This window comes from Vibrio sp. 378, assembly GCF_033339435.1.
The window spans coordinates 597,034-614,180 of record NZ_JAWOUO010000002.1; the positions used below are offsets into that span (position 1 = coordinate 597,034).

A 17,147-nucleotide genomic window follows, 5' to 3' on the forward strand; every position below is an offset into this window, starting at 1 on the left:
TCAAGGAAGAAAGGAATGAATACAGGGTTTACTGCCATTATTGCTGATGATGAACCGCTATTGAGGCGTCATCTTGATAAAAGCCTAGCTGAAGTGTGGCCAGAGCTAGAGGTGATAGCCAAAGTCGCCGATGGTGAACAAGCGTTGCAAGCCATTGAGCAAAGCCAACCTGACATTGCGTTTCTTGATATTCGTATGCCAGTTTTGGATGGTATGACATTAGCGCAAAAACTCAATCAACTCGCCAACCCACCTTTGATTGTGTTTGTCACCGCGTACGATGATTACGCTATAAAAGCTTTTGAGCAAAATGCCACCGATTATTTGCTCAAGCCTATTTCAGATGAGCGCCTCCTGACGACGTGTGAAAGAGTGAAAGCACGCCTTGCTAAGCGAGAGCAAGAAAGCAGTAATGTGCAGATGAGCAGCCTGTTAGAACAGTTGCAGCAATTATCCGCTCCACAAACTCCGCAATATCTTCAGTGGATCAAAGCGACGCAAGGGGAAGACATTCATCTGATCGCCACGTCTGATGTGTTGTATTTCAAAGCGGAAGAAAAATACGTTTCTGTGTATGCCCAGCAAGGACAAGGCAAAGTGCAGGAGTATTTGATTCGTACATCGTTGAAAGAGTTGATAGGGCAGCTTAACCCAGAACAGTTCTGGCAAGTACACCGTTCAAGCGTGGTGCAAGTGTGCAAAATTAACAAAGTAAACAAAGACTTTGCTGGCAGAATGTTTGTTCACGTTGGAGAAAACAAGCTCCCTGTGAGCCGTGCATCTCAAAGTTTATTCAAAGGAATGTAATCGCTAGAACTGCTCACTCTTTACACTGTAAACTCGCTGCTCTTAACCCACATTATCAAGGAAGATAAATGAGTTATCGCGTAACCCTGTTAAATGCGACGGGAGAACTGTCTCCAATCTCTGAGTATTTGCATCAGAAACTTGATGATCTGAGCTCACAACTTTCTAGTTACTTTGATTTGAGTAACATTGACCTCACCATTAGCCCGTTTGATCGCAATGACGTACCGCAGACGGGGATTGGTGGCTATTGCTTAAGTGCCTATCGTGTAGAGATTCTGCTTGATACTCAACGTACTGATATTAAAAACGTTATTGAGAAAGAACTGGCCGCGGTGTTAGCGCATGAGTTGCATCACCTGTTCCGTATGCGAGCGGGAGAAAGTGGCGTTGCACTTGGTGATGTACTAATTATGGAAGGGTTAGCTTGTCACTTCGAACGTAAGGTGAATGGCGGCGTCACTCCGACCTTGTTTGAGCAAATCAAAGATCAAGATTGGCGCCCTTTCTACGCTGAGATGAAAGGCAAGTTGACCAGCTTAGATTACAACTTCGACGCTTACTTTCTTGGCAGCGATGAAAGCCGCTGGCCGAAATACATGGGGTATTGGGTTGGGTACAACCTTGTTGCTGAATATCTGGCTGATTTTCAAGGCTCTGAACTGGATTTGGTTGGAGCCAAAGCTGAGCTTTTCTATCAATAACTTCGTTATAAGCCCAACTAATCGGCTGAGTCATAAAAACAAAAAGCGCCTAAGTCATCAGACGTTAGGCGCTTTCTTCGTTTTATAGCGACGATTTCTCTGCAGAGGCGAATGGGCTTATTCGCTGATCGTCACTTTCTCGATAATGATTGGATCGCATGGCACATCATCGTGACCAAGTTTAGAGGTCGTTTTCACTTTCGCTATGCGATTTACGACATCCATACCCGCGGTCACTTTACCAAACACGGCGTAGCCCCAGCCTAGGTTGGTGGTTGCGGTGTGGTCTAGGAAATCATTGTCTTCTAAGTTAATGAAGAATTGTGCTGTTGCAGAGTGCGGTGCATCGGTTCGTGCCATTGCGATAGTGCCAACAAGGTTCTTAAGACCACGGTTTGCTTCGTTCGCGATTGGTGCGCGCGTTGGCTTTTCTGCCATGTCTTCGGTATGACCGCCACCTTGAATCATAAAGCCGTCGATAACGCGGTGGAACATGGTGCCGTTGTAGAAGCCATCTTCACAGTATTTTTTGAAGTTCTTTGAGCTAACTGGCGCTCGTTCTAGGTTCAGTTCAATCTCGATATCACCGAAATTGGTGGTCATAATAATCATCTGGTTTTGCCCTTATGGATGCTAAGTTGGCGGCATTATAGCTAAGACTTCTGAGGATAGCAGAAATAAAAACAGCGACGTTTGGCGTCGCTGTTTGCATAGTGAATGGGTGAGGAAAGCGTTAAACCGTAAAGCGACCGACCAAGTCGTACAGCTCGTTAGCTTTGTGGTTAAGGTTGCCACTGCCTGCACGGTTTTGGTTGGCAAGGTGTGCCGATTGGCTGCTTTGTTGAGAGATCACTTCAATACGTTGTGAAATCTCTTGGCCAACTTGGCTTTGCTCTTCAGTTGCCGTTGCGATAAGCGTGTTCATGTCCATGATGTTAGCAATTGCGGCTTGGATTTCTTGCAGTGCGGCAGAGGCTGCTCGTGCTTCTTCTACCGTTGCTTCACCACGCGCTTGGCTTGAACCCATGGCTTTCACTGCCGCATCCGAGCCAGACTTCAACTGCTCGATCATTTGGTGAATTTCGCCTGTGCTGTCTTGAGTGCGACTTGCCAGTTTACGGACTTCATCGGCAACGACTGCGAAGCCGCGACCTTGTTCACCAGCACGGGCTGCTTCAATGGCTGCGTTCAGTGCCAATAGGTTGGTTTGCTCGGCGATGTCTTGAATAACCTCTAGCGAAGAAGAAATGTTTTTTACGTCGCTCTCTAAACGAGAAATCACCGTGCTGGCTTCTGACACCTCTAGCGCGAGTGCTTCGACAGAGTTCGCTGCCGAATCAACAATGTGTTTTGCTTGTTGTGAGTTTTCATCGGCGTCTCTGGCTGATTGCGCTGCTTGGTTAGCGTTGTTTGAAATCTCGTGCGCCGTTGCTGTCATCTCGGTCATTGCCGCTGCGACTTGTTCGGTCTCTTCACGTTGACCAGAAGCCAACTCGTCCACTTGCGATGCACGCTGTGACATCTCGTTGGTCTCTGAAACCACTTCTTGTCCTACGTGGCTAACGCTCTTGATGATGCCTTGCAGGCTTTCAACGAAGATATTGAAGTTACGGCTCAGCTGCGTGAACTCCGGCACGCTTGATTCTTCCATGCGCGCGGTTAAATCTGCATCGCCTTGTGCGAAAGAGTGAATTGAAGCATCAAACTGCTCAATAGGTTTCATGATGCTGCGGTTAACAAATACGGCAAAGACTGCAACTATCGCTGTTATCGAGGCACAAAACAGGGCTATCGCAGTTAGTGTGGTGTTGAGATCTTCGTGTGCGGCTTTTTCCATGTCTGCCACAATGGCGTCGATATCGTCCGTGTAGAAACCCGTTCCCAACATCAAGTCCCATTCAGGAATAAAGACTGAGTAGCTGAGTTTCGGTAGTGCTTCACTCTGACCGAGTTTCGGGAAGTAATAAGTCGTGAACTCGCCAGTTTTGGCATTTTTTAACAAATCCTGAATCAGGTAATTGCCTTTCTTGTCCTGCAAGTTATAGAAGTTTTCCCCGATGCCTTTGGTGTTTTTGCCCACCACGACGCGAACGCCTTTTGAATCATAACCAAAGATGTAGCCGGATTGACCAAACTCTAGTTGTTTTAAGATAGGCAGAGCCTCTTCCAGTGGGGCATTTTGTGCGAGTAGCGGCTCGACAGCGGAACGCGCCATTTGTACGTAGCTTTTGAGTTCGGCTTTTTTCATCTCCATCATTCGACTTCGAGTTTGCTCTATCTCGTGCTCGTTGTAGGCTGTGGTTTGTACGTAGGTGAACCACATCATGCCTATTGCCATAGTTAGAATTGGAATTATTGAAAGGATATATAGTCGTTTTCTGATCGTCAGATTCATAGAGACGTCCTTCTCTCGGCGCAGCGTTACAAGTGACAAGCTGAATAAGCTTGCCTGATAAAAGTGTTAATACTTATTGTTGTAATGCTTAGAGATTAACCGAGTTACTCAATCAGAAGTACTGGAAATTTGTAAATCTAGACGAAGGTCGTAGCATTTTTAAGCGGGATCACAATTAACGTGAACACGACCCACTATTGCAACGAGAAGTCCCTGTTAACCAATATGAGACGCGATACCTATTCTTTGCGAATTTGAGGTAAAGCCAGTCAGCAACAGGTTTAACGAGGCGCCAACGCAGTGGAGCGTAGAGCCAACCGCGACCAACTAATTGCCACGCACGATGAGTCACGTCCAACCCAAGCAGAAGCTCCCCCTTTTCGTTGAGGGCGTGCAAAATGGTGTTGGCTTGTTCAGGAGCGATCTGAGGATAATCTGCGAATGCATCACTATAGATATCGACGGTTTTGATATGCTGCTTGGCATCGCGTTGTTTTAGCGCCTTCATCTCTTTGGCACAAAGCGGGCAGGTTCCGTCATAAAATATGGTGAGTTTTGTCATTGCGGTCTTCTTGTTTGAGATTTTCTAATCGCTTTTACGTGGCGAATTTTCTTTTGGTTCATTGTTTTGCAAGTAATGCAGCCAATTGTCGCGAATGTTGCCGTAATTGAATTGGCAGAACTCTTTGCGATCACGCAGGTAGTCTTTTTCTACTTCATCGAGTAAGGCTTTGTATTGCTCAGGATCACTACCGTACACCAAACATAACGTTGAAAAGTAACGCTGCAAATCAAAGCTGTGTTCGTCAATGTACTCGCCAAAATCGTAGTAGTCCGGTCTGTCGTCGGATTCGAATGCGAACATGTCGGCGGCGCTAATGGCCATATCTGCGCCATCTTCTAGGAAGTCAATCATTAAAATAGTGGCAAAATTATCGACCGCATCTTCTTCTTTTCCGAGAACAGGGATGCTTTGATCTTCGATGTAAGCATGTCCAGCTTCATGAAGTAAAGTGTGCAATAACGTATCTAGCGCCCCTGTTTTTGGGGATTTTCCGAAGCGTTCTTCATACTGATTATTGGAGAAGTAATTGAGCGACTCCAAATAAAAAGTGTAAGGAACGTATATTGTGTGTGTATCAGGATCATACATTGGACCATCTTCTCCGCCGTAAACCAGCGTGAGAGCTTTATCAAATGGAAAGTAGGCCTGAGATAGCTCAGCAAAGATGGTGTTTACATCGCTGCTTTGAATAGATTGTTGGGCGATTTTTTCATGAGTTGTCTCTACGGGAGAATATTGAATACGAATGTTTTCAGCTGCTGTAGCTGATGAGACGACGCTGAGTAATAGTGCAGGGCAAAGCGAATGAATGTTCATGTGGGACTCTTGTTATTGAATAACTTGTATAAAAAATTATACATGTTTTTGTCTGATGCATAGTTGGGGTTGTACTCATTAGCCAAAGTCGGGACGTCGGTCTCGAAAAGCAATCATGATAACATCGCATATTTCGGCTGCTTGGTTCTCTAGGGCGTTTATCAAGACCTCTTGGATAAGAACGGCGGTGAAGTTATTAGCTATGCATCGTATTCTAAGAAGCTTACTGAGTAACTGTGCTTCGATCTTTATCTGTGAAAATGATAATAGGCAGTTAATCATTGCAAGGTTTAACTATGGGGTTGGTGAATGTCACTGAATTGAAGAAAATTATCAGCGATATGTTATAATCCTGCTCCGTTGTGACGAAAACGTTTGTTGCAGCCTGAGAGTTTCCTTGGATTCGGCTCGTTTATACACCATGAGCCAGAGTTGAAAAGCTACGACAGGAACAGGCAAACCCAATTGTTTTGAACGCGCTCTCGGCGTTTAGCGGTTACAACGGGAAGGAACTTTGTTTGATAGTAATTGACACATTCTGTTTAAGTAAGGGAGCCCGAAGTGGTTCAGAAAGTGTCACCCAGAATTTACTCACAACACGACAGCCCAAGCGATAACGCACAGGTATTGCGAGGGGCCATTTGAAGGAGCTGTATCAGCTCCTTTCACATTTAAGGGCTTGCTAACAGCGTAAAAACTGACACATCGCTTAAGGAGCGCCCCTTAAACTAGCCTAAGGCGCATCTACACCAACTTTTTGAGTATTTTCGAAACAATAAAGCGAGAAAATTTGCTATTGAACGAAGGTTAAACTAACACTCATTCATTACGGAGAATGAAGAGAACAATAATAAGAGGCGATATGAATCATTTAATATCTGTAGGTGCACTGGAGTCCTTCTTGGTCGCAATCAGTGTGCTTTTCCTGGGGCATTTTATTAATGCTAAGCTACCGATTTTAAAGAAATTCAACATACCTGAGCCGATTGTAGGTGGTCTTATTGTAGCCTGCATGATTACTGCTCTTCATTTCAACGGCATCGATTTAGAGTTCGACTTGCCATTACAAAATACGTTTATGTTAATGTTTTTTGCGACAGTTGGTTTGGCCGCAAATTACACTCAGTTGATGAAAGGAGGTGCGAAGGTTTTTATCTTCTTAGCTGTCGCATCGTTTTACATCATCATACAAAACGGCGTTGGCGTTTCACTTGCGGCGGCGCTCGGTTTAGATCCTTTGATGGGGTTAATTGCTGGCTCGATTACTCTGTCTGGTGGTCATGGTACAGGTGCTGCGTGGTCACAAACCTTTCAAGACGTGTATGGATTGGATAACGTCTTAGAAATTGCAATGGCATCAGCGACTTTTGGTTTGATCATCGGCGGTATCATTGGTAGCCCTGTAGCGCAGCGCCTAGTCGAAAAGAACAGCATAGAGTCTGAGTATGGTCGTGGTGGTCGAGATGCCAAAACTCACGAGAAATTCCCGGAGTTGGTGACTTACAATGAATACGAAGAAGATAAAGTAACGGCGAAAAAAGTGGTGGAGAAACTCTTCTTCCTACTGATCTGTGTTACTGGGGCCAAGTATGTCGAGCAATGGGTAAGCACGTATGAAATCTCATGGCTGATGATTCCAGACTTCGTATATGCGCTATTCATTGGTGTGATCATTACGAATTTCTTGGAAGTGACCAAGATTCGTAAGTTAGATGCCGAAACGGTCGATATGTTAGGTACGGTATCGCTATCTCTGTTCTTAGCGATGGCTCTGATGAGCTTGAAGTTATGGAATATCTTCGATCTAGCGATTCCATTCTTGGTTATTTTAGCTGTGCAGTCTGTCGTCTTAGCAATCTTTACGTACTATGTTACGTTCAAAGTGATGGGAAGCAACTACGATGCTGCGGTTATTGCAGGGGGGCACTGCGGTTTTGGCTTGGGTGCAACCCCAACAGCCGTAATGAACATGGGTTCAATCGTTAACCGATTTGGACCGTCGCCACAAGCATTTATGGTGGTGCCAATTGTGGGCGCTTTCTTTATCGACATCGTCAACTTAATTATCTTGCAAGGCTACATTTCATTCCTTGGTTAAAGTTAAGTGGATGAGCTCCTAGAGGCGAAATAAAAACGGTCACAACACTGGTTGTGACCGTTTTTTTATGACTTGGTTTGGTCGTTTATTGAACGAAGAATTATTGGATAGTTCGGCTGAACTTGAGGCTAGCTGTCCAACCAAGAATACCAATGAAGGCGTAAATGCCAACGTTTAACCAACCCGCTTGAGGAATGGCATTGAATGGGTTTGGTGTAATAATGGCGTGCAGCGGAAGGTAAAGCACTTCGGAGAAAAACTGATCTAGCCCGTAGAAACCAAAAAGTGCGATAGGCATCCAACGCAGCGCATAAATGGCGATAAACAAAATGACCAGTGGTGAGTTCACTTTTTGTGAAATAGCCATCGCAGTTAATGCCAGCGGTAACAGCAGAATACCGGCGAAAAACATTCTGATTAAAAACTCTCCCCAATGCAGCAGCACGTAACCTAACGAGGCTTGGCGGTACAATAAAGCCAATTGGTGATCAGTAGAGATGTTCAGCAACCACAACATTAAATTTGCAGCGAGTACGAGCACCGAGCAGACGAGCGGAATCACCAATAAGCCAAATCCTAGCTTCACTAAATGGGTTTTTATGTCACTGACAGGCATACTGCGCCAAAACATAATGCTGCCTTCCGCCCGTTCTTTGCGTAGCGTTCTTGGGAAGTACTGAACGGCTAACAAGATAGACAGCAGCCCTGCTCCTCCGGTAATCAACATATTGACATCATCGCCAAGCTCTTTGTGAATGTCACTGACATCGCCACCAAAGCTCATTTGGAAAAACATATTGTGTTGTAGAGTGTCGTTACTCATTAAACTCACAAAGAGAATAACTCCACACGCCAACACAAACAGTGGAATACGTAAAACAAGAGGGTTTTCTAACCACTCTTTTTGCAACATCGCGACAACTGAACGCATTACGCTGCCTCCTTCTGCAATGCTAAAAATAGATCCGCTAACTTCACCCCATGGATGGAGCCCATTGTTTCTGCTTGTTGGGCATACTGGGCTTTGAGTAACCATTTCGTTGAACCGAGGCCTTTTTGTGACGAGAGTGGGTTCATCGCTTCAATTTGTGTGCGGTGCTCGTCGTTGGCTTCAAGAATGAAATAGTCTTCACTGATACTGTCCATCGAGGTTTGCAGAACGGGGCGACCATGCTTAAGAATCAGAACATCTGTCAGCAAGTGCTCAATCTCTGATACTTCATGACTGGCGATGATCAACACGCGATCGCCGTCGTGAAACCATTCCAATAAGTGACGATAAAACGTCTCGCGATACACGAGATCTAACCCGAGTGTCGGTTCATCCAATATGAGGATTTGGGTGTTGGTTGCGATCACAATCGCGAGGTGTAATTGCACCTTCATCCCTTTGGATAAAGATTTGATACGCGCACGAGGTTTGATGTCCGTTTGACGAAGTAGCGTATCTGCTTGGGCGCGATTGAACCCTGGATGCACGCCCTCGGTATAGTTAAGCAGTTGAGCAACGGTCATCCAATCTGGCAGAACGTTGACATCCGAGATGTAGGATAAGCTCTGCATTATCTTGTCGCGTTGCATAATGGGTTCAAATCCGTTGATACGAATAGTGCCCTGATATTCATGTGCACCGAGTAGGGCATTAATAAGCGTTGATTTACCTGCGCCATTATGGCCGAGTAAGCCAAGTACTTGTCCTGCATGTAGGTCGAAACTCACTTCATGCAGTGCTTCTCCTTGTTGCTGATAGTGCTTGGAGACGTTGTTTACACTGACTAATGCGCTCATTGGTCACCTTTCAAGTGTGGTTTTAGTTGTAGAATGAATTCGTCGAGTGACATATCCAGACGCTGTATTGTGTCGGCTATCTGCGGAATTTGTTGCTGAAGAAAACGTGCCTTCTCGTCTGCGAGTAATTTGAGCTTTGCTCCTGAAGCGACAAACATACCTTGACCGCGTTTTTTCTCCACTAGCCCGTCATCAACAAGCAATTGATAGCCTTTCATTACGGTGAGGTGGTTAATTTTCATATCTGCAGAGATGCTACGGACGGAGGGCAGAGCATCGCCTTCTTGCCAGACACCTTGCAGTATTTGCTGCGTGATCTGGTCTGCCAACTGTCGAAATATCGGTTGGCGATCATGCCAATTAGTCATGAGTGAATCTCTTGGTTGAGATGGTGTTATATATATGTATAACACCTAGTGCATTAGAGAGAAAGTAATAATTTAAAACCTAGTGTATCCGCCTCTCTCATTCGCTCTAAATATCCACCTATGTGGTCGTTGTTTTGAGGTTTTGTTTTATATGGAAATTAATTGCTTCTCATAAGTTGAGAAGTGTTGTTTTTCTCTTCCCATCAATACACTTATCGCCTGTTCTAAATGAATATTCTCACTGAATGATAATTAGCATAATTTTAGGTCTGCCTATTTCTTACTTGATGAGAATCAATGGTCAAAGAGGCCTAGAAAACAAAAGTTTCGAGAGGCAATCTGACTGGCTTAGGCACCTATCTCACGTTGAGCGCGTGCTCAATGAATGAGAAAGAGTAGAGTAAAGAGGTCTCATGAATCAGGTAATATCTATCGGCCCACAGGAGTCGTTCCTCGTCGCAATTTGCGTGTTGTTTTTAGGGCAGTTCATCAATACCAAGTTACCAACCTTAAAAAAATTTAATATTCCAGAGCCAATTGTTGGTGGTCTAGTGGTCGCTTGCGTCATCACGACGATGCACTTAAACGGTGTGGATGTTTCCTTTGATTTACCACTGCAAAACGTCTTTATGCTGATGTTTTTTGCAACCGTTGGCTTAGCGGCAAATTACACCCAACTGATTAAAGGCGGTGCGAAGGTTTTCATCTTCCTAGTTGTGGCATCGGTCTACATTCTTATCCAAAATGCGGTCGGCGTGTCCTTAGCAACAGCGTTGGGGTTAGATCCACTCATGGGGTTGATCGCCGGATCCATTACGCTTTCTGGCGGACATGGAACTGGAGCTGCGTGGTCGCAAACTTTTCAAGAAATGTATGGTTTGCATAATGTTCTAGAGGTGGCAATGGCTTCTGCTACATTTGGCTTGGTGATGGGCGGGATTATTGGCAGCCCTGTTGCACAAAAGCTACTAAACAAACACAACTTGGAATCGGAATACGGACGCACCAATCAAAGTCATCAGAGTTTCCCTGAACTGGTGACGTACAACGAACATGAGGAAGATCGTGTCACAGCGAAAAGAGTCGTTGAAAGCTTGTCCATCATTCTACTTTGCGTGACAGGCGCGAAGTATCTGGAGAGTTGGGTAAGCAGTTTTGACATCAAGTGGTTAATGATTCCCGATTTTGTTTATGCGCTGTTTATTGGTGTTGTTATCACTAACATCATGGAAGTGACGAAGGCGCGCAAGGTTGATTTAGAAACCGTTGATATTCTTGGCACAGTTGCACTATCTCTATTTCTTGCCATGGCCTTGATGAGTTTGAAATTGTGGAATATTTTCGATCTTGCGATCCCATTCCTTATTATTCTTGCTATTCAGTCGGCAGTGTTGGCGATGTTCACTTACTACGTAACATTCCGCATGATGGGAGGCAACTACGATGCGGCGGTGATCGCTAGCGGACACTGCGGTTTTGGGTTAGGTGCTACACCGACTGCGGTCATGAATATGGGCTCCATCGTGAGTCGATATGGTCCATCACCACAAGCATTTATGGTGGTTCCAATTGTCGGTGCATTCTTCATCGACATTGTGAATTTAGTGATTTTGCAAGGATGCATCGCTTTTATTAAATAACATTCGCTTTTTTACCGAAATAACAAAGCCAGCACCTATACGCTGGCTTTGCTATTTGTAACACGAAATCTTGTTTGCCTGACTTCAAGCCGTGAAATCAATGCGTTACTATGACGACATAGTGTTCAATTTTGCAGCAGCATGAGGTACCCACATGTCTGAAAAAATATCGACGTCGGCATTAGCGAAAATGCGCAAGGTAGAAGCTAAGCTGCTGTTTGCCGATCTCAAACGTGCAGGCTACATCGTTCGCCAAGATGAAAAGTGGATTTTGACCGAAGAAGGGGCAAAGTTTGGCGGTGAGTATGTGGATCACCCTAAATTTGGCCAGTTCATCGTCTGGCCGACCAACTTACATATTGAGCTGACTCCCAGCTCAGGGAAAACATTGAGCGCGACACAACTGGGTGAAAAGCTGAAATTGAATGCGAAGCGCATGAACCAGCTTTTGAGTGAACTGGGTTGGTTGACCAAATCCGAAGAGGGATGGAGTGTCACAGAAGCTGGTGTGCGCGCTGGTGGGCAGCAAAGAACCGATAAAGAAACACAAAATACCTTTGTCGTATGGCACGATGTGGTGCTGCGTAACAAGCGTCTTAAGCAGTCTGTCATTGAGTTTTTAGGGCAAGACGCGGAGTCACATTCTACGGATAAATCGTACTCAAGCTTTCGCCAAAAATTTGAAGCCAAGCACCGAACATTAGATGGGCATTACGTACGCTCTAAGGGTGAGTTGCTCATTGACAACTGGCTGTACTTGGCTGGTGTAGTGCACGCTTATGAGCGTCAGTTGCCGATTGACCAAGATGTCACTAGCGATTTTTACTTGCCAGGTGGCAAAGTCTATTTGCAATTTTGGGGAAGTGACGATGGGGAGATGGCTCAGGCCGACCGTGAGACCATTCGTACTGTTTATGAGCAGCATCATTTCAATCTTATCGAAGTCGAACCGAGTGAACTAGACAAGTTGGATGAAGTGCTTCCTAAGCGTCTTCGTCAGTTTGGTATTAAAGCTTATTGACGACTTAAGCCCGCTGTTCAGATAAGAAAAAACCCGTGTTCAACACGGGTTTTGTATTTTTAGTGTATTTCTAGGCTGCCATCCTATGGGTTAAAAGCCTTTGATGTTTTCTGCTTCTAGCTCAGAGAAGTACTTCACTGTCTTCACTTTCAGTTCTTGTTGAGCTGGTTCGTCGCATACGATCACCGCTTTAGGGTGAAGCTGAAGTGCAGAAACTGTCCATAGATGGTTTACACAACCTTCCACGGCTGCTTCAAGTGCCTGAGCTTTGTTATGGCCAGTGACCAAGATCATCACTTCTTCTGAGTCTAGAAGCGTACCAACACCGATAGTCAGCGCGTATTTAGGCACTTGGTTGATGTCGCCGTCAAAGAAGCGAGAGTTCGCAATGCGAGTGTCTTCAGTGAGGGTCTTGATGCGAGTACGAGAAGAAAGAGATGACGCTGGCTCGTTGAACGCGATGTGACCGTCGTTACCCACGCCGCCCATGAACAGGTTGATCTTGCCGTAAGACTTAATTTTGTCTTCGTAACGCTTACATTCTGCGTCGTGATCGTCTGTGTTACCGTTCAGTAGGTTGATATTTTCTTCTTGAATATCAATGTGATTAAAGAAGTTGTTGTACATGAACGAGCGGTAAGATTCTGGGTGATCCGCAGGGATGCCAATGTACTCATCCATGTTAAAAGTCACGACGTTTTTGAAGCTGACTTCGCCGGCTTGGTAAAGCTCGATTAGGGCTTTGTAGGTTGCTAGAGGAGTGCCACCAGTTGGTAGACCCAGAACGAATGGACGCTCAGCAGTAGGTTTAAAGTCGTTGATACGCTTAGCGATATGCGCAGCTGCCCACTTACCTACTTGTGCTGCTCGAGTTAACGGGATAAGTCTCATTTTGTGCCCCTAGTTATTGGAATTGACGATGTACTGAAACATTAATTCGCATTATAAAATAAGTAATGGCGAACTGCTATTGTTTTAGGTCAAAATTTTGCTTTTTCTTTAACCAATGTTGGTTTTGTCGACGATTTTTATATCTAAATGCTTTTATAAGACGATTTTTTACAAAGAAATTGCATTATGAAACTGACGAATCAATAGATAAAATTTATGATCTAAATTAAGTTCTGCCTTCGCACTTAACCTTGTTTTTTAACAACCTACAGAGTGCGAAATCGCACACGAACTTCAAATATTATGGGTTAGATATGGCATGGCGCTCATTCTTTAACCATAATTGAAATGTGTAAACCAGTGAGGAATTCGGTATGAAAAATGAGTTAGATCCGAGCAAAGTACTACAGGCTTACGAATGTGTGATGAACAACGGTACGCCAACCGAATTTGGTAAAATGTATGAAGGTGTAGAAGCGTTTTCTGACTACGATGGGTACAACGTTTTCTTGAGAGGGAATGGTGTTGAGCTAAAAATTGGCTTCCACAACACCTATCACTTGGAATATGACCAAGAGCATTTGAAAGAGAGCTTTCTGAAAAAGATTGCGACGCTCGCCAAGTAAACGGTCATCACCCAAATATTAAAAAAGCCCTTGGGAGAATGCCCCCTTGGGCTTTAGGAGAAGAAATGAGCTTGTCTTGCTCGCTCAGTAAAGTCAAACGAGCTTTCGCCTACTGCTAGAAAAAGGCGAGAACTAGGTTATTGGTTATTAATCGTCTTCAACCAAACTCTCTTCAATGTATTCTTCTGTGGCGTCAGGCTTGTTACGACCATTTAGCGTATGGAAGCGCTTGCGACCACGAGCAAGTTGGGTGTACTTTAGCCACGTACGCTCAAGTTTTGTTTTTGCTTTGCCCGGGTTTTCTAACACCTTGATGAAGTGTTTCTCTTCGCTGTTTTCAGGTGTTAATTCGCCTGACTCTAAGCCAAGCATTGTATCCCCATAAATTGTTAGGATTTCCTCTTCTGAAAGAGTAAAATCGCCAGACTTTGCAAAGCCGCGTGGGAATTTTACGTTATCGTAAAAACGTTTTTTGCCATGACGGAATTCAGTGTCAGACATGTCAACAGCCTCTGTAACCGTTATTGATGAATGTAGTGAACTTACGGCGAAAATTAGGCTTAAATCTAACAAAAGAAAAACAAAACTTTTTTGTCGTCATGATTTTAATTAGTTGTTAATCTGGTTTTATATTAACCAGGAGATGGTTTATGGATGTAAAAGTCTTTCGAACATTTTTAGAGCTGGCAAGAGTTCGTCACTTCGGACGTGCTGCTGAGAACCTTTATATTACCCAAGCCGCTGTGAGCGCACGTATCAAACAATTGGAAAGTTACTTCGATACGCAATTGTTTATTCGTGATCGAAATAACATAAAGTTGACCTCTGCAGGTGAGCGCTTAATCAGCTATGCCGAGGTAATGGTCACTACATTGCAACAAGCGAAGCTAGAATTATCGCTTGAAGATGGCAAAGCGCTGCAACTAACGTTAGGTGGCACGCCAAACATTTGGGACGCTTATTTACAGAATTGTTTAAGTGTCGTCACAGATTCGTTTGGTGGTTATGGCTTCATGGCAGAAGTGATGGGACGTGAGATGCTCAGTCGTAGCTTGCTAGAGCGCACGTTAGATATGGCATTTGCGTTCGATCAGATCAAAGCTGATGAGCTTAACTGTAAAAAAGTGGCGGATGTTGTTCTCGTTCTGGTATCAACTGAGAAAGATTCTTTAGACACCGTTTTCGAAAACAAATATGTGTACGTTGACTGGGGGACGCGTTTCTCCTCAGAGCATTCTGAACGTCACCCTAAGATTCCGGCTCCATATTTACGCACTTCAACAGCGCGTATCGCATTAGACTTTATTTTAGAGAAGGGTGGTGCCGCTTACTTACCAATCTCTCTTGTGGAGCCATTTATCGCCAATGGGCAGCTTTACAAGGTGTCTGGAGTAGAAGATTGGTGTCGCCCTATCTATTTGAGCTATCGTAAAGCTAGCTCGTCTGTAGACGCGATTAAGCAAGTGGAAGAAATTGTCAAAGAGATCGATCCACTGACCGCTTACAGTTTTCAGCAAATTGGTTCTGGCACTTCCGACGAATAGCGTTGAATGAAAAGTCAGAAAAACGAAAAAGCCGCCTTGAGAAATCAAGGCGGCTTTGTTTTTATCTCGATGAATCGATAGTTATGGTAAGTCAAACAACAGGGCTGTTGTGCTTTCGTTTGATGTATTGCGCAAAACAACCTTACTCTGGTGTTCAATCTTCGCGCCGTCGCCAGCCGTCAAAGTGGTATTGTCGACACTAAGGCTCCCAGTCACTTGATGGATGAATAGATTTCGGCCCGACTCAATCTCAAAGTTTAGTTCGCTACTTGGCTCAAGAATTAACTGATGCAAAGTCGCATCTTGCTTAATAAGTAGCGTGCCGTTTTCTCCAGTTGGAGTTGCGATAGTCGTTAACCCAGGATTGCGACCAAAATATTTTTGCTGATAACCTGGTTTGGTTCCAAATGTGTTCGGTTGAATCCAAATCTGTAGAAACCGCAGCGTATCTTGGTTCGATGCATTGTACTCACTGTGGTAAATCCCTTTCCCTGCCGACATGAGTTGGAATTCACCTGCAGGTAGTGTTTTGACGTTACCTTCACTGTCTTTGTGTGCGATAACACCTTCCAACACATAGCTGATGATCTCCATATCACGGTGGCCATGTGTATCAAAACCCGCGCCAGGCTTGACTACATCGTCATTAATGACTCTCAGCTCGGAAAAGCCCATATGTTGAGGATCGTAGTAGCTACCAAAAGAAAACGTATGTTTGCTATCAAGCCAGCCAAAGCTTGCTCGACCTCGGTCTGCTGCATGTCTTACCGTAATCATAAGGCCTCCTTAAGAGAGCTTTTTGTTGAAAAAGTTATCTAACGCTGCTTTACCTGCGCCAGAGAACGCCAGAGAAACGCTCGCTGCCAGTAATGCCAAGCCAAACTCGTAACCGTTGTTTGCCATGAACAGGCCATTCTCAAAGTGGACAGAGAATATCGCTACCACCATCGTGAACGCCAAAGCAACCGCTGCTGGTCGAGTTAGCAGACCAAGTAAAATGAACAAGCCGCCAAAGAACTCTGCGCTGCCCGCAAGTAACGCCATGAGTACGCCAGGACCTAAACCGATAGATGCCATCCACTGACCTGTGCCTTCTAGGCCGTAGCCACCAAACCAGCCAAATAGTTTTTGTGCGCCGTGCGCCATAAAGATAATGCCGATTGGAACGCGAAGTGATAGTGCGCTGTAACCTGCGTTTGATGTGGTAATTTTCTGTAATAGTGCTTTCATGATTCTGTCCTCTGACTCTTTTCAATGAGTGGGAAGCGTGTGCTCCCGTGCTGTTGAGAACAGTTTAGGTAGAGGCGAACATAAAAATAACGGGAGGATTTTGATAAACTCGTTCTAAAAAATTGAATGATTGGTTTTTATTTATTTAAATCAATGTCTTGATTTTTATATTCGGGTGTTTATTTGCCGATTATTGTCTGTTTTAAATCAAGGTCTGTCATTATTTTCGATAAACATTTTTGCTGTTAAACAAAAAAAGAGCACATGTACTGTGCTCTATTGCTTTCGCTTTTAACAAGGGAGAAAGGTGTGTTAAAGAAAACCGTCAGAGGTTCATTAAGCTCTCTAATGACTCCTCTACATTGTTGTAGTGATAAGTTCGAATATTACGTCCATCCGTCGCATTAATCTGAATTTCTGAGATCTCGTTATCTGAGTCTCGTTCGATAATTCCAATAGAATGATCTACGGATTTACTGGTAATAACCTTTTGGTTTCTTAATACAATTACGCAAGTATGTAAGTCCATGCCAATTCCCTTTAGCCGACGTTGTTGTGATGTTCTGGATCTAACTTTAGTGTACAAAAGCGCTAATGCCAATAAATCTCAATATTGAGTTCCGAAAATGGCTAATTGTGGGCGCTTAAGCAAGC

The 17,147-nt window shown here is 44.4% G+C and carries 19 protein-coding genes; 7 read left to right on the forward strand and 12 right to left on the reverse strand.

The window, feature by feature from the left end; genetic code table 11:
* The first annotated feature begins 15 nt into the window (after positions 1-15).
* Positions 16-807: a LytR/AlgR family response regulator transcription factor gene (locus R7Q48_RS06020; RefSeq protein ID WP_005383208.1), complete on the forward strand. Its 792-nt coding sequence runs from the start codon at positions 16-18 to the stop codon at positions 805-807.
* A 68-nt stretch (positions 808-875) separates the two neighbouring features.
* Complete coding sequence (locus R7Q48_RS06025; protein ID WP_005383209.1) at positions 876-1,511, forward strand: DUF2268 domain-containing putative Zn-dependent protease; 636 nt, start codon at positions 876-878, stop codon at positions 1,509-1,511.
* Positions 1,512-1,628: 117 nt separating this feature from the next.
* On the opposite strand, the gene R7Q48_RS06030 is transcribed toward R7Q48_RS06025, so the two are convergent.
* The 4 genes from R7Q48_RS06030 to R7Q48_RS06045 form a co-directional block, all read right to left on the reverse strand.
* Entirely contained in the window at positions 1,629-2,123 is a 495-nt protein-coding gene (locus R7Q48_RS06030; RefSeq protein ID WP_167415788.1) for a peptidylprolyl isomerase, read from the reverse strand.
* Positions 2,124-2,244: 121 nt separating this feature from the next.
* Complete coding sequence (locus tag R7Q48_RS06035) at positions 2,245-3,906, reverse strand: methyl-accepting chemotaxis protein (protein WP_025768726.1); 1,662 nt, start codon at positions 3,904-3,906, stop codon at positions 2,245-2,247.
* 175 nt (positions 3,907-4,081) lie between these two features.
* Positions 4,082-4,468 (reverse strand): thiol-disulfide oxidoreductase DCC family protein, encoded by a 387-nt coding sequence (locus R7Q48_RS06040; RefSeq protein ID WP_025998548.1) that lies wholly within the window; start codon positions 4,466-4,468, stop codon positions 4,082-4,084.
* A 24-nt stretch (positions 4,469-4,492) separates the two neighbouring features.
* Positions 4,493-5,287 carry a DUF4344 domain-containing metallopeptidase gene (locus tag R7Q48_RS06045; protein ID WP_213871339.1) on the reverse strand — a complete coding sequence of 265 codons (795 nt, stop codon included), beginning with the start codon at positions 5,285-5,287 and terminating at the stop codon, positions 4,493-4,495.
* A gap of 862 nt (positions 5,288-6,149) precedes the next feature.
* Here R7Q48_RS06045 and gltS (R7Q48_RS06050) point away from each other — a divergent pair.
* Positions 6,150-7,385, forward strand: a complete 1,236-nt coding sequence (gltS, locus tag R7Q48_RS06050; protein ID WP_005374448.1) for a sodium/glutamate symporter — start codon at positions 6,150-6,152, stop codon at positions 7,383-7,385.
* A gap of 100 nt (positions 7,386-7,485) precedes the next feature.
* Here the strand turns inward: gltS (R7Q48_RS06050) and R7Q48_RS06055 are convergent, their stop codons facing one another.
* From R7Q48_RS06055 to R7Q48_RS06065, 3 genes are read right to left on the reverse strand one after another with little or no spacing between them, the layout of a single operon-like run.
* Complete coding sequence (locus R7Q48_RS06055; protein ID WP_017821047.1) at positions 7,486-8,316, reverse strand: membrane protein; 831 nt, start codon at positions 8,314-8,316, stop codon at positions 7,486-7,488.
* On the reverse strand, positions 8,316-9,173 hold the full coding sequence (locus tag R7Q48_RS06060) for an ABC transporter ATP-binding protein (RefSeq protein ID WP_017821046.1): 858 nt from the start codon (positions 9,171-9,173) through the stop codon (positions 8,316-8,318). The genes R7Q48_RS06055 and R7Q48_RS06060 overlap by 1 nt, the downstream gene beginning before the upstream one ends.
* On the reverse strand, positions 9,170-9,541 hold the full coding sequence (locus R7Q48_RS06065) for a GntR family transcriptional regulator (protein ID WP_005383223.1): 372 nt from the start codon (positions 9,539-9,541) through the stop codon (positions 9,170-9,172). Before R7Q48_RS06065 ends, R7Q48_RS06060 begins: the two co-directional genes overlap by 4 nt.
* Before the next feature lie 413 nt (positions 9,542-9,954).
* On the opposite strand from R7Q48_RS06065, the gene gltS (R7Q48_RS06070) reads away from it, so the two are divergent.
* Both gltS (R7Q48_RS06070) and R7Q48_RS06075 read left to right on the forward strand, forming a co-directional pair.
* Positions 9,955-11,181: a sodium/glutamate symporter gene (gltS, locus tag R7Q48_RS06070; protein ID WP_025768732.1), complete on the forward strand. Its 1,227-nt coding sequence runs from the start codon at positions 9,955-9,957 to the stop codon at positions 11,179-11,181.
* A 154-nt stretch (positions 11,182-11,335) separates the two neighbouring features.
* Positions 11,336-12,202: a hypothetical protein gene (locus R7Q48_RS06075; protein ID WP_005374442.1), complete on the forward strand. Its 867-nt coding sequence runs from the start codon at positions 11,336-11,338 to the stop codon at positions 12,200-12,202.
* Positions 12,203-12,292: 90 nt separating this feature from the next.
* Here R7Q48_RS06075 and nagB read toward each other — a convergent pair whose 3' ends face one another.
* The gene (gene nagB / locus R7Q48_RS06080) at positions 12,293-13,093 is read right to left on the reverse strand and encodes a glucosamine-6-phosphate deaminase (protein WP_005374441.1); all 801 of its coding nucleotides are present in this window, start codon (positions 13,091-13,093) and stop codon (positions 12,293-12,295) included.
* A gap of 374 nt (positions 13,094-13,467) precedes the next feature.
* On the opposite strand from nagB, the gene R7Q48_RS06085 reads away from it, so the two are divergent.
* A complete protein-coding gene (locus R7Q48_RS06085) occupies positions 13,468-13,719 on the forward strand; it encodes a DUF3081 domain-containing protein (protein ID WP_005374440.1) in 252 nt (83 codons plus the stop codon).
* Between the two features lie 147 nt (positions 13,720-13,866).
* Here R7Q48_RS06085 and R7Q48_RS06090 read toward each other — a convergent pair whose 3' ends face one another.
* Entirely contained in the window at positions 13,867-14,220 is a 354-nt protein-coding gene (locus R7Q48_RS06090) for a DUF413 domain-containing protein (protein ID WP_005374439.1), read from the reverse strand.
* 149 nt (positions 14,221-14,369) lie between these two features.
* Between R7Q48_RS06090 and R7Q48_RS06095 the strand changes: the two genes are divergently transcribed.
* Positions 14,370-15,263, forward strand: coding sequence for a LysR family transcriptional regulator (locus R7Q48_RS06095; RefSeq protein WP_176311387.1), 894 nt, complete (start codon positions 14,370-14,372; stop codon positions 15,261-15,263).
* An 81-nt stretch (positions 15,264-15,344) separates the two neighbouring features.
* On the opposite strand, the gene R7Q48_RS06100 is transcribed toward R7Q48_RS06095, so the two are convergent.
* The 3 genes from R7Q48_RS06100 to R7Q48_RS06110 form a co-directional block, all read right to left on the reverse strand.
* Positions 15,345-16,040, reverse strand: a complete 696-nt coding sequence (locus R7Q48_RS06100) for a pirin family protein (RefSeq protein WP_213968184.1) — start codon at positions 16,038-16,040, stop codon at positions 15,345-15,347.
* A 9-nt stretch (positions 16,041-16,049) separates the two neighbouring features.
* Entirely contained in the window at positions 16,050-16,493 is a 444-nt protein-coding gene (locus R7Q48_RS06105; protein ID WP_213968183.1) for a DoxX family protein, read from the reverse strand.
* A gap of 325 nt (positions 16,494-16,818) precedes the next feature.
* A complete protein-coding gene (locus R7Q48_RS06110) occupies positions 16,819-17,022 on the reverse strand; it encodes a hypothetical protein (RefSeq protein WP_017633816.1) in 204 nt (67 codons plus the stop codon).
* Positions 17,023-17,147 lie beyond the last annotated feature (125 nt).

Bases quoted from the DNA above. Each gene is read 5' to 3' on its own strand.
- R7Q48_RS06105 (WP_213968183.1), bottom strand. From the start codon at position 16,493: ATGAAAGCACTATTACAGAAAATTACCACATCAAACGCAGGTTACAGC.
- R7Q48_RS06030 (WP_167415788.1), bottom strand. From the start codon at position 2,123: ATGATTATTATGACCACCAATTTCGGTGATATCGAGATTGAACTGAAC.
- gltS (WP_025768732.1), top strand. From the start codon at position 9,955: ATGAATCAGGTAATATCTATCGGCCCACAGGAGTCGTTCCTCGTCGCA.
- R7Q48_RS06040 (WP_025998548.1), bottom strand. From the start codon at position 4,468: ATGACAAAACTCACCATATTTTATGACGGAACCTGCCCGCTTTGTGCC.
- R7Q48_RS06055 (WP_017821047.1), bottom strand. From the start codon at position 8,316: ATGCGTTCAGTTGTCGCGATGTTGCAAAAAGAGTGGTTAGAAAACCCT.
- nagB (WP_005374441.1), bottom strand. From the start codon at position 13,093: ATGAGACTTATCCCGTTAACTCGAGCAGCACAAGTAGGTAAGTGGGCA.
- R7Q48_RS06035 (WP_025768726.1), bottom strand. From the start codon at position 3,906: ATGAATCTGACGATCAGAAAACGACTATATATCCTTTCAATAATTCCA.
- gltS (WP_005374448.1), top strand. From the start codon at position 6,150: ATGAATCATTTAATATCTGTAGGTGCACTGGAGTCCTTCTTGGTCGCA.
- R7Q48_RS06075 (WP_005374442.1), top strand. From the start codon at position 11,336: ATGTCTGAAAAAATATCGACGTCGGCATTAGCGAAAATGCGCAAGGTA.
- R7Q48_RS06025 (WP_005383209.1), top strand. From the start codon at position 876: ATGAGTTATCGCGTAACCCTGTTAAATGCGACGGGAGAACTGTCTCCA.
- R7Q48_RS06060 (WP_017821046.1), bottom strand. From the start codon at position 9,173: ATGAGCGCATTAGTCAGTGTAAACAACGTCTCCAAGCACTATCAGCAA.
- R7Q48_RS06110 (WP_017633816.1), bottom strand. From the start codon at position 17,022: ATGGACTTACATACTTGCGTAATTGTATTAAGAAACCAAAAGGTTATT.
- R7Q48_RS06090 (WP_005374439.1), bottom strand. From the start codon at position 14,220: ATGTCTGACACTGAATTCCGTCATGGCAAAAAACGTTTTTACGATAAC.
- R7Q48_RS06095 (WP_176311387.1), top strand. From the start codon at position 14,370: ATGGATGTAAAAGTCTTTCGAACATTTTTAGAGCTGGCAAGAGTTCGT.
- R7Q48_RS06100 (WP_213968184.1), bottom strand. From the start codon at position 16,040: ATGATTACGGTAAGACATGCAGCAGACCGAGGTCGAGCAAGCTTTGGC.
- R7Q48_RS06085 (WP_005374440.1), top strand. From the start codon at position 13,468: ATGAAAAATGAGTTAGATCCGAGCAAAGTACTACAGGCTTACGAATGT.
- R7Q48_RS06045 (WP_213871339.1), bottom strand. From the start codon at position 5,287: ATGAACATTCATTCGCTTTGCCCTGCACTATTACTCAGCGTCGTCTCA.
- R7Q48_RS06020 (WP_005383208.1), top strand. From the start codon at position 16: ATGAATACAGGGTTTACTGCCATTATTGCTGATGATGAACCGCTATTG.
- R7Q48_RS06065 (WP_005383223.1), bottom strand. From the start codon at position 9,541: ATGACTAATTGGCATGATCGCCAACCGATATTTCGACAGTTGGCAGAC.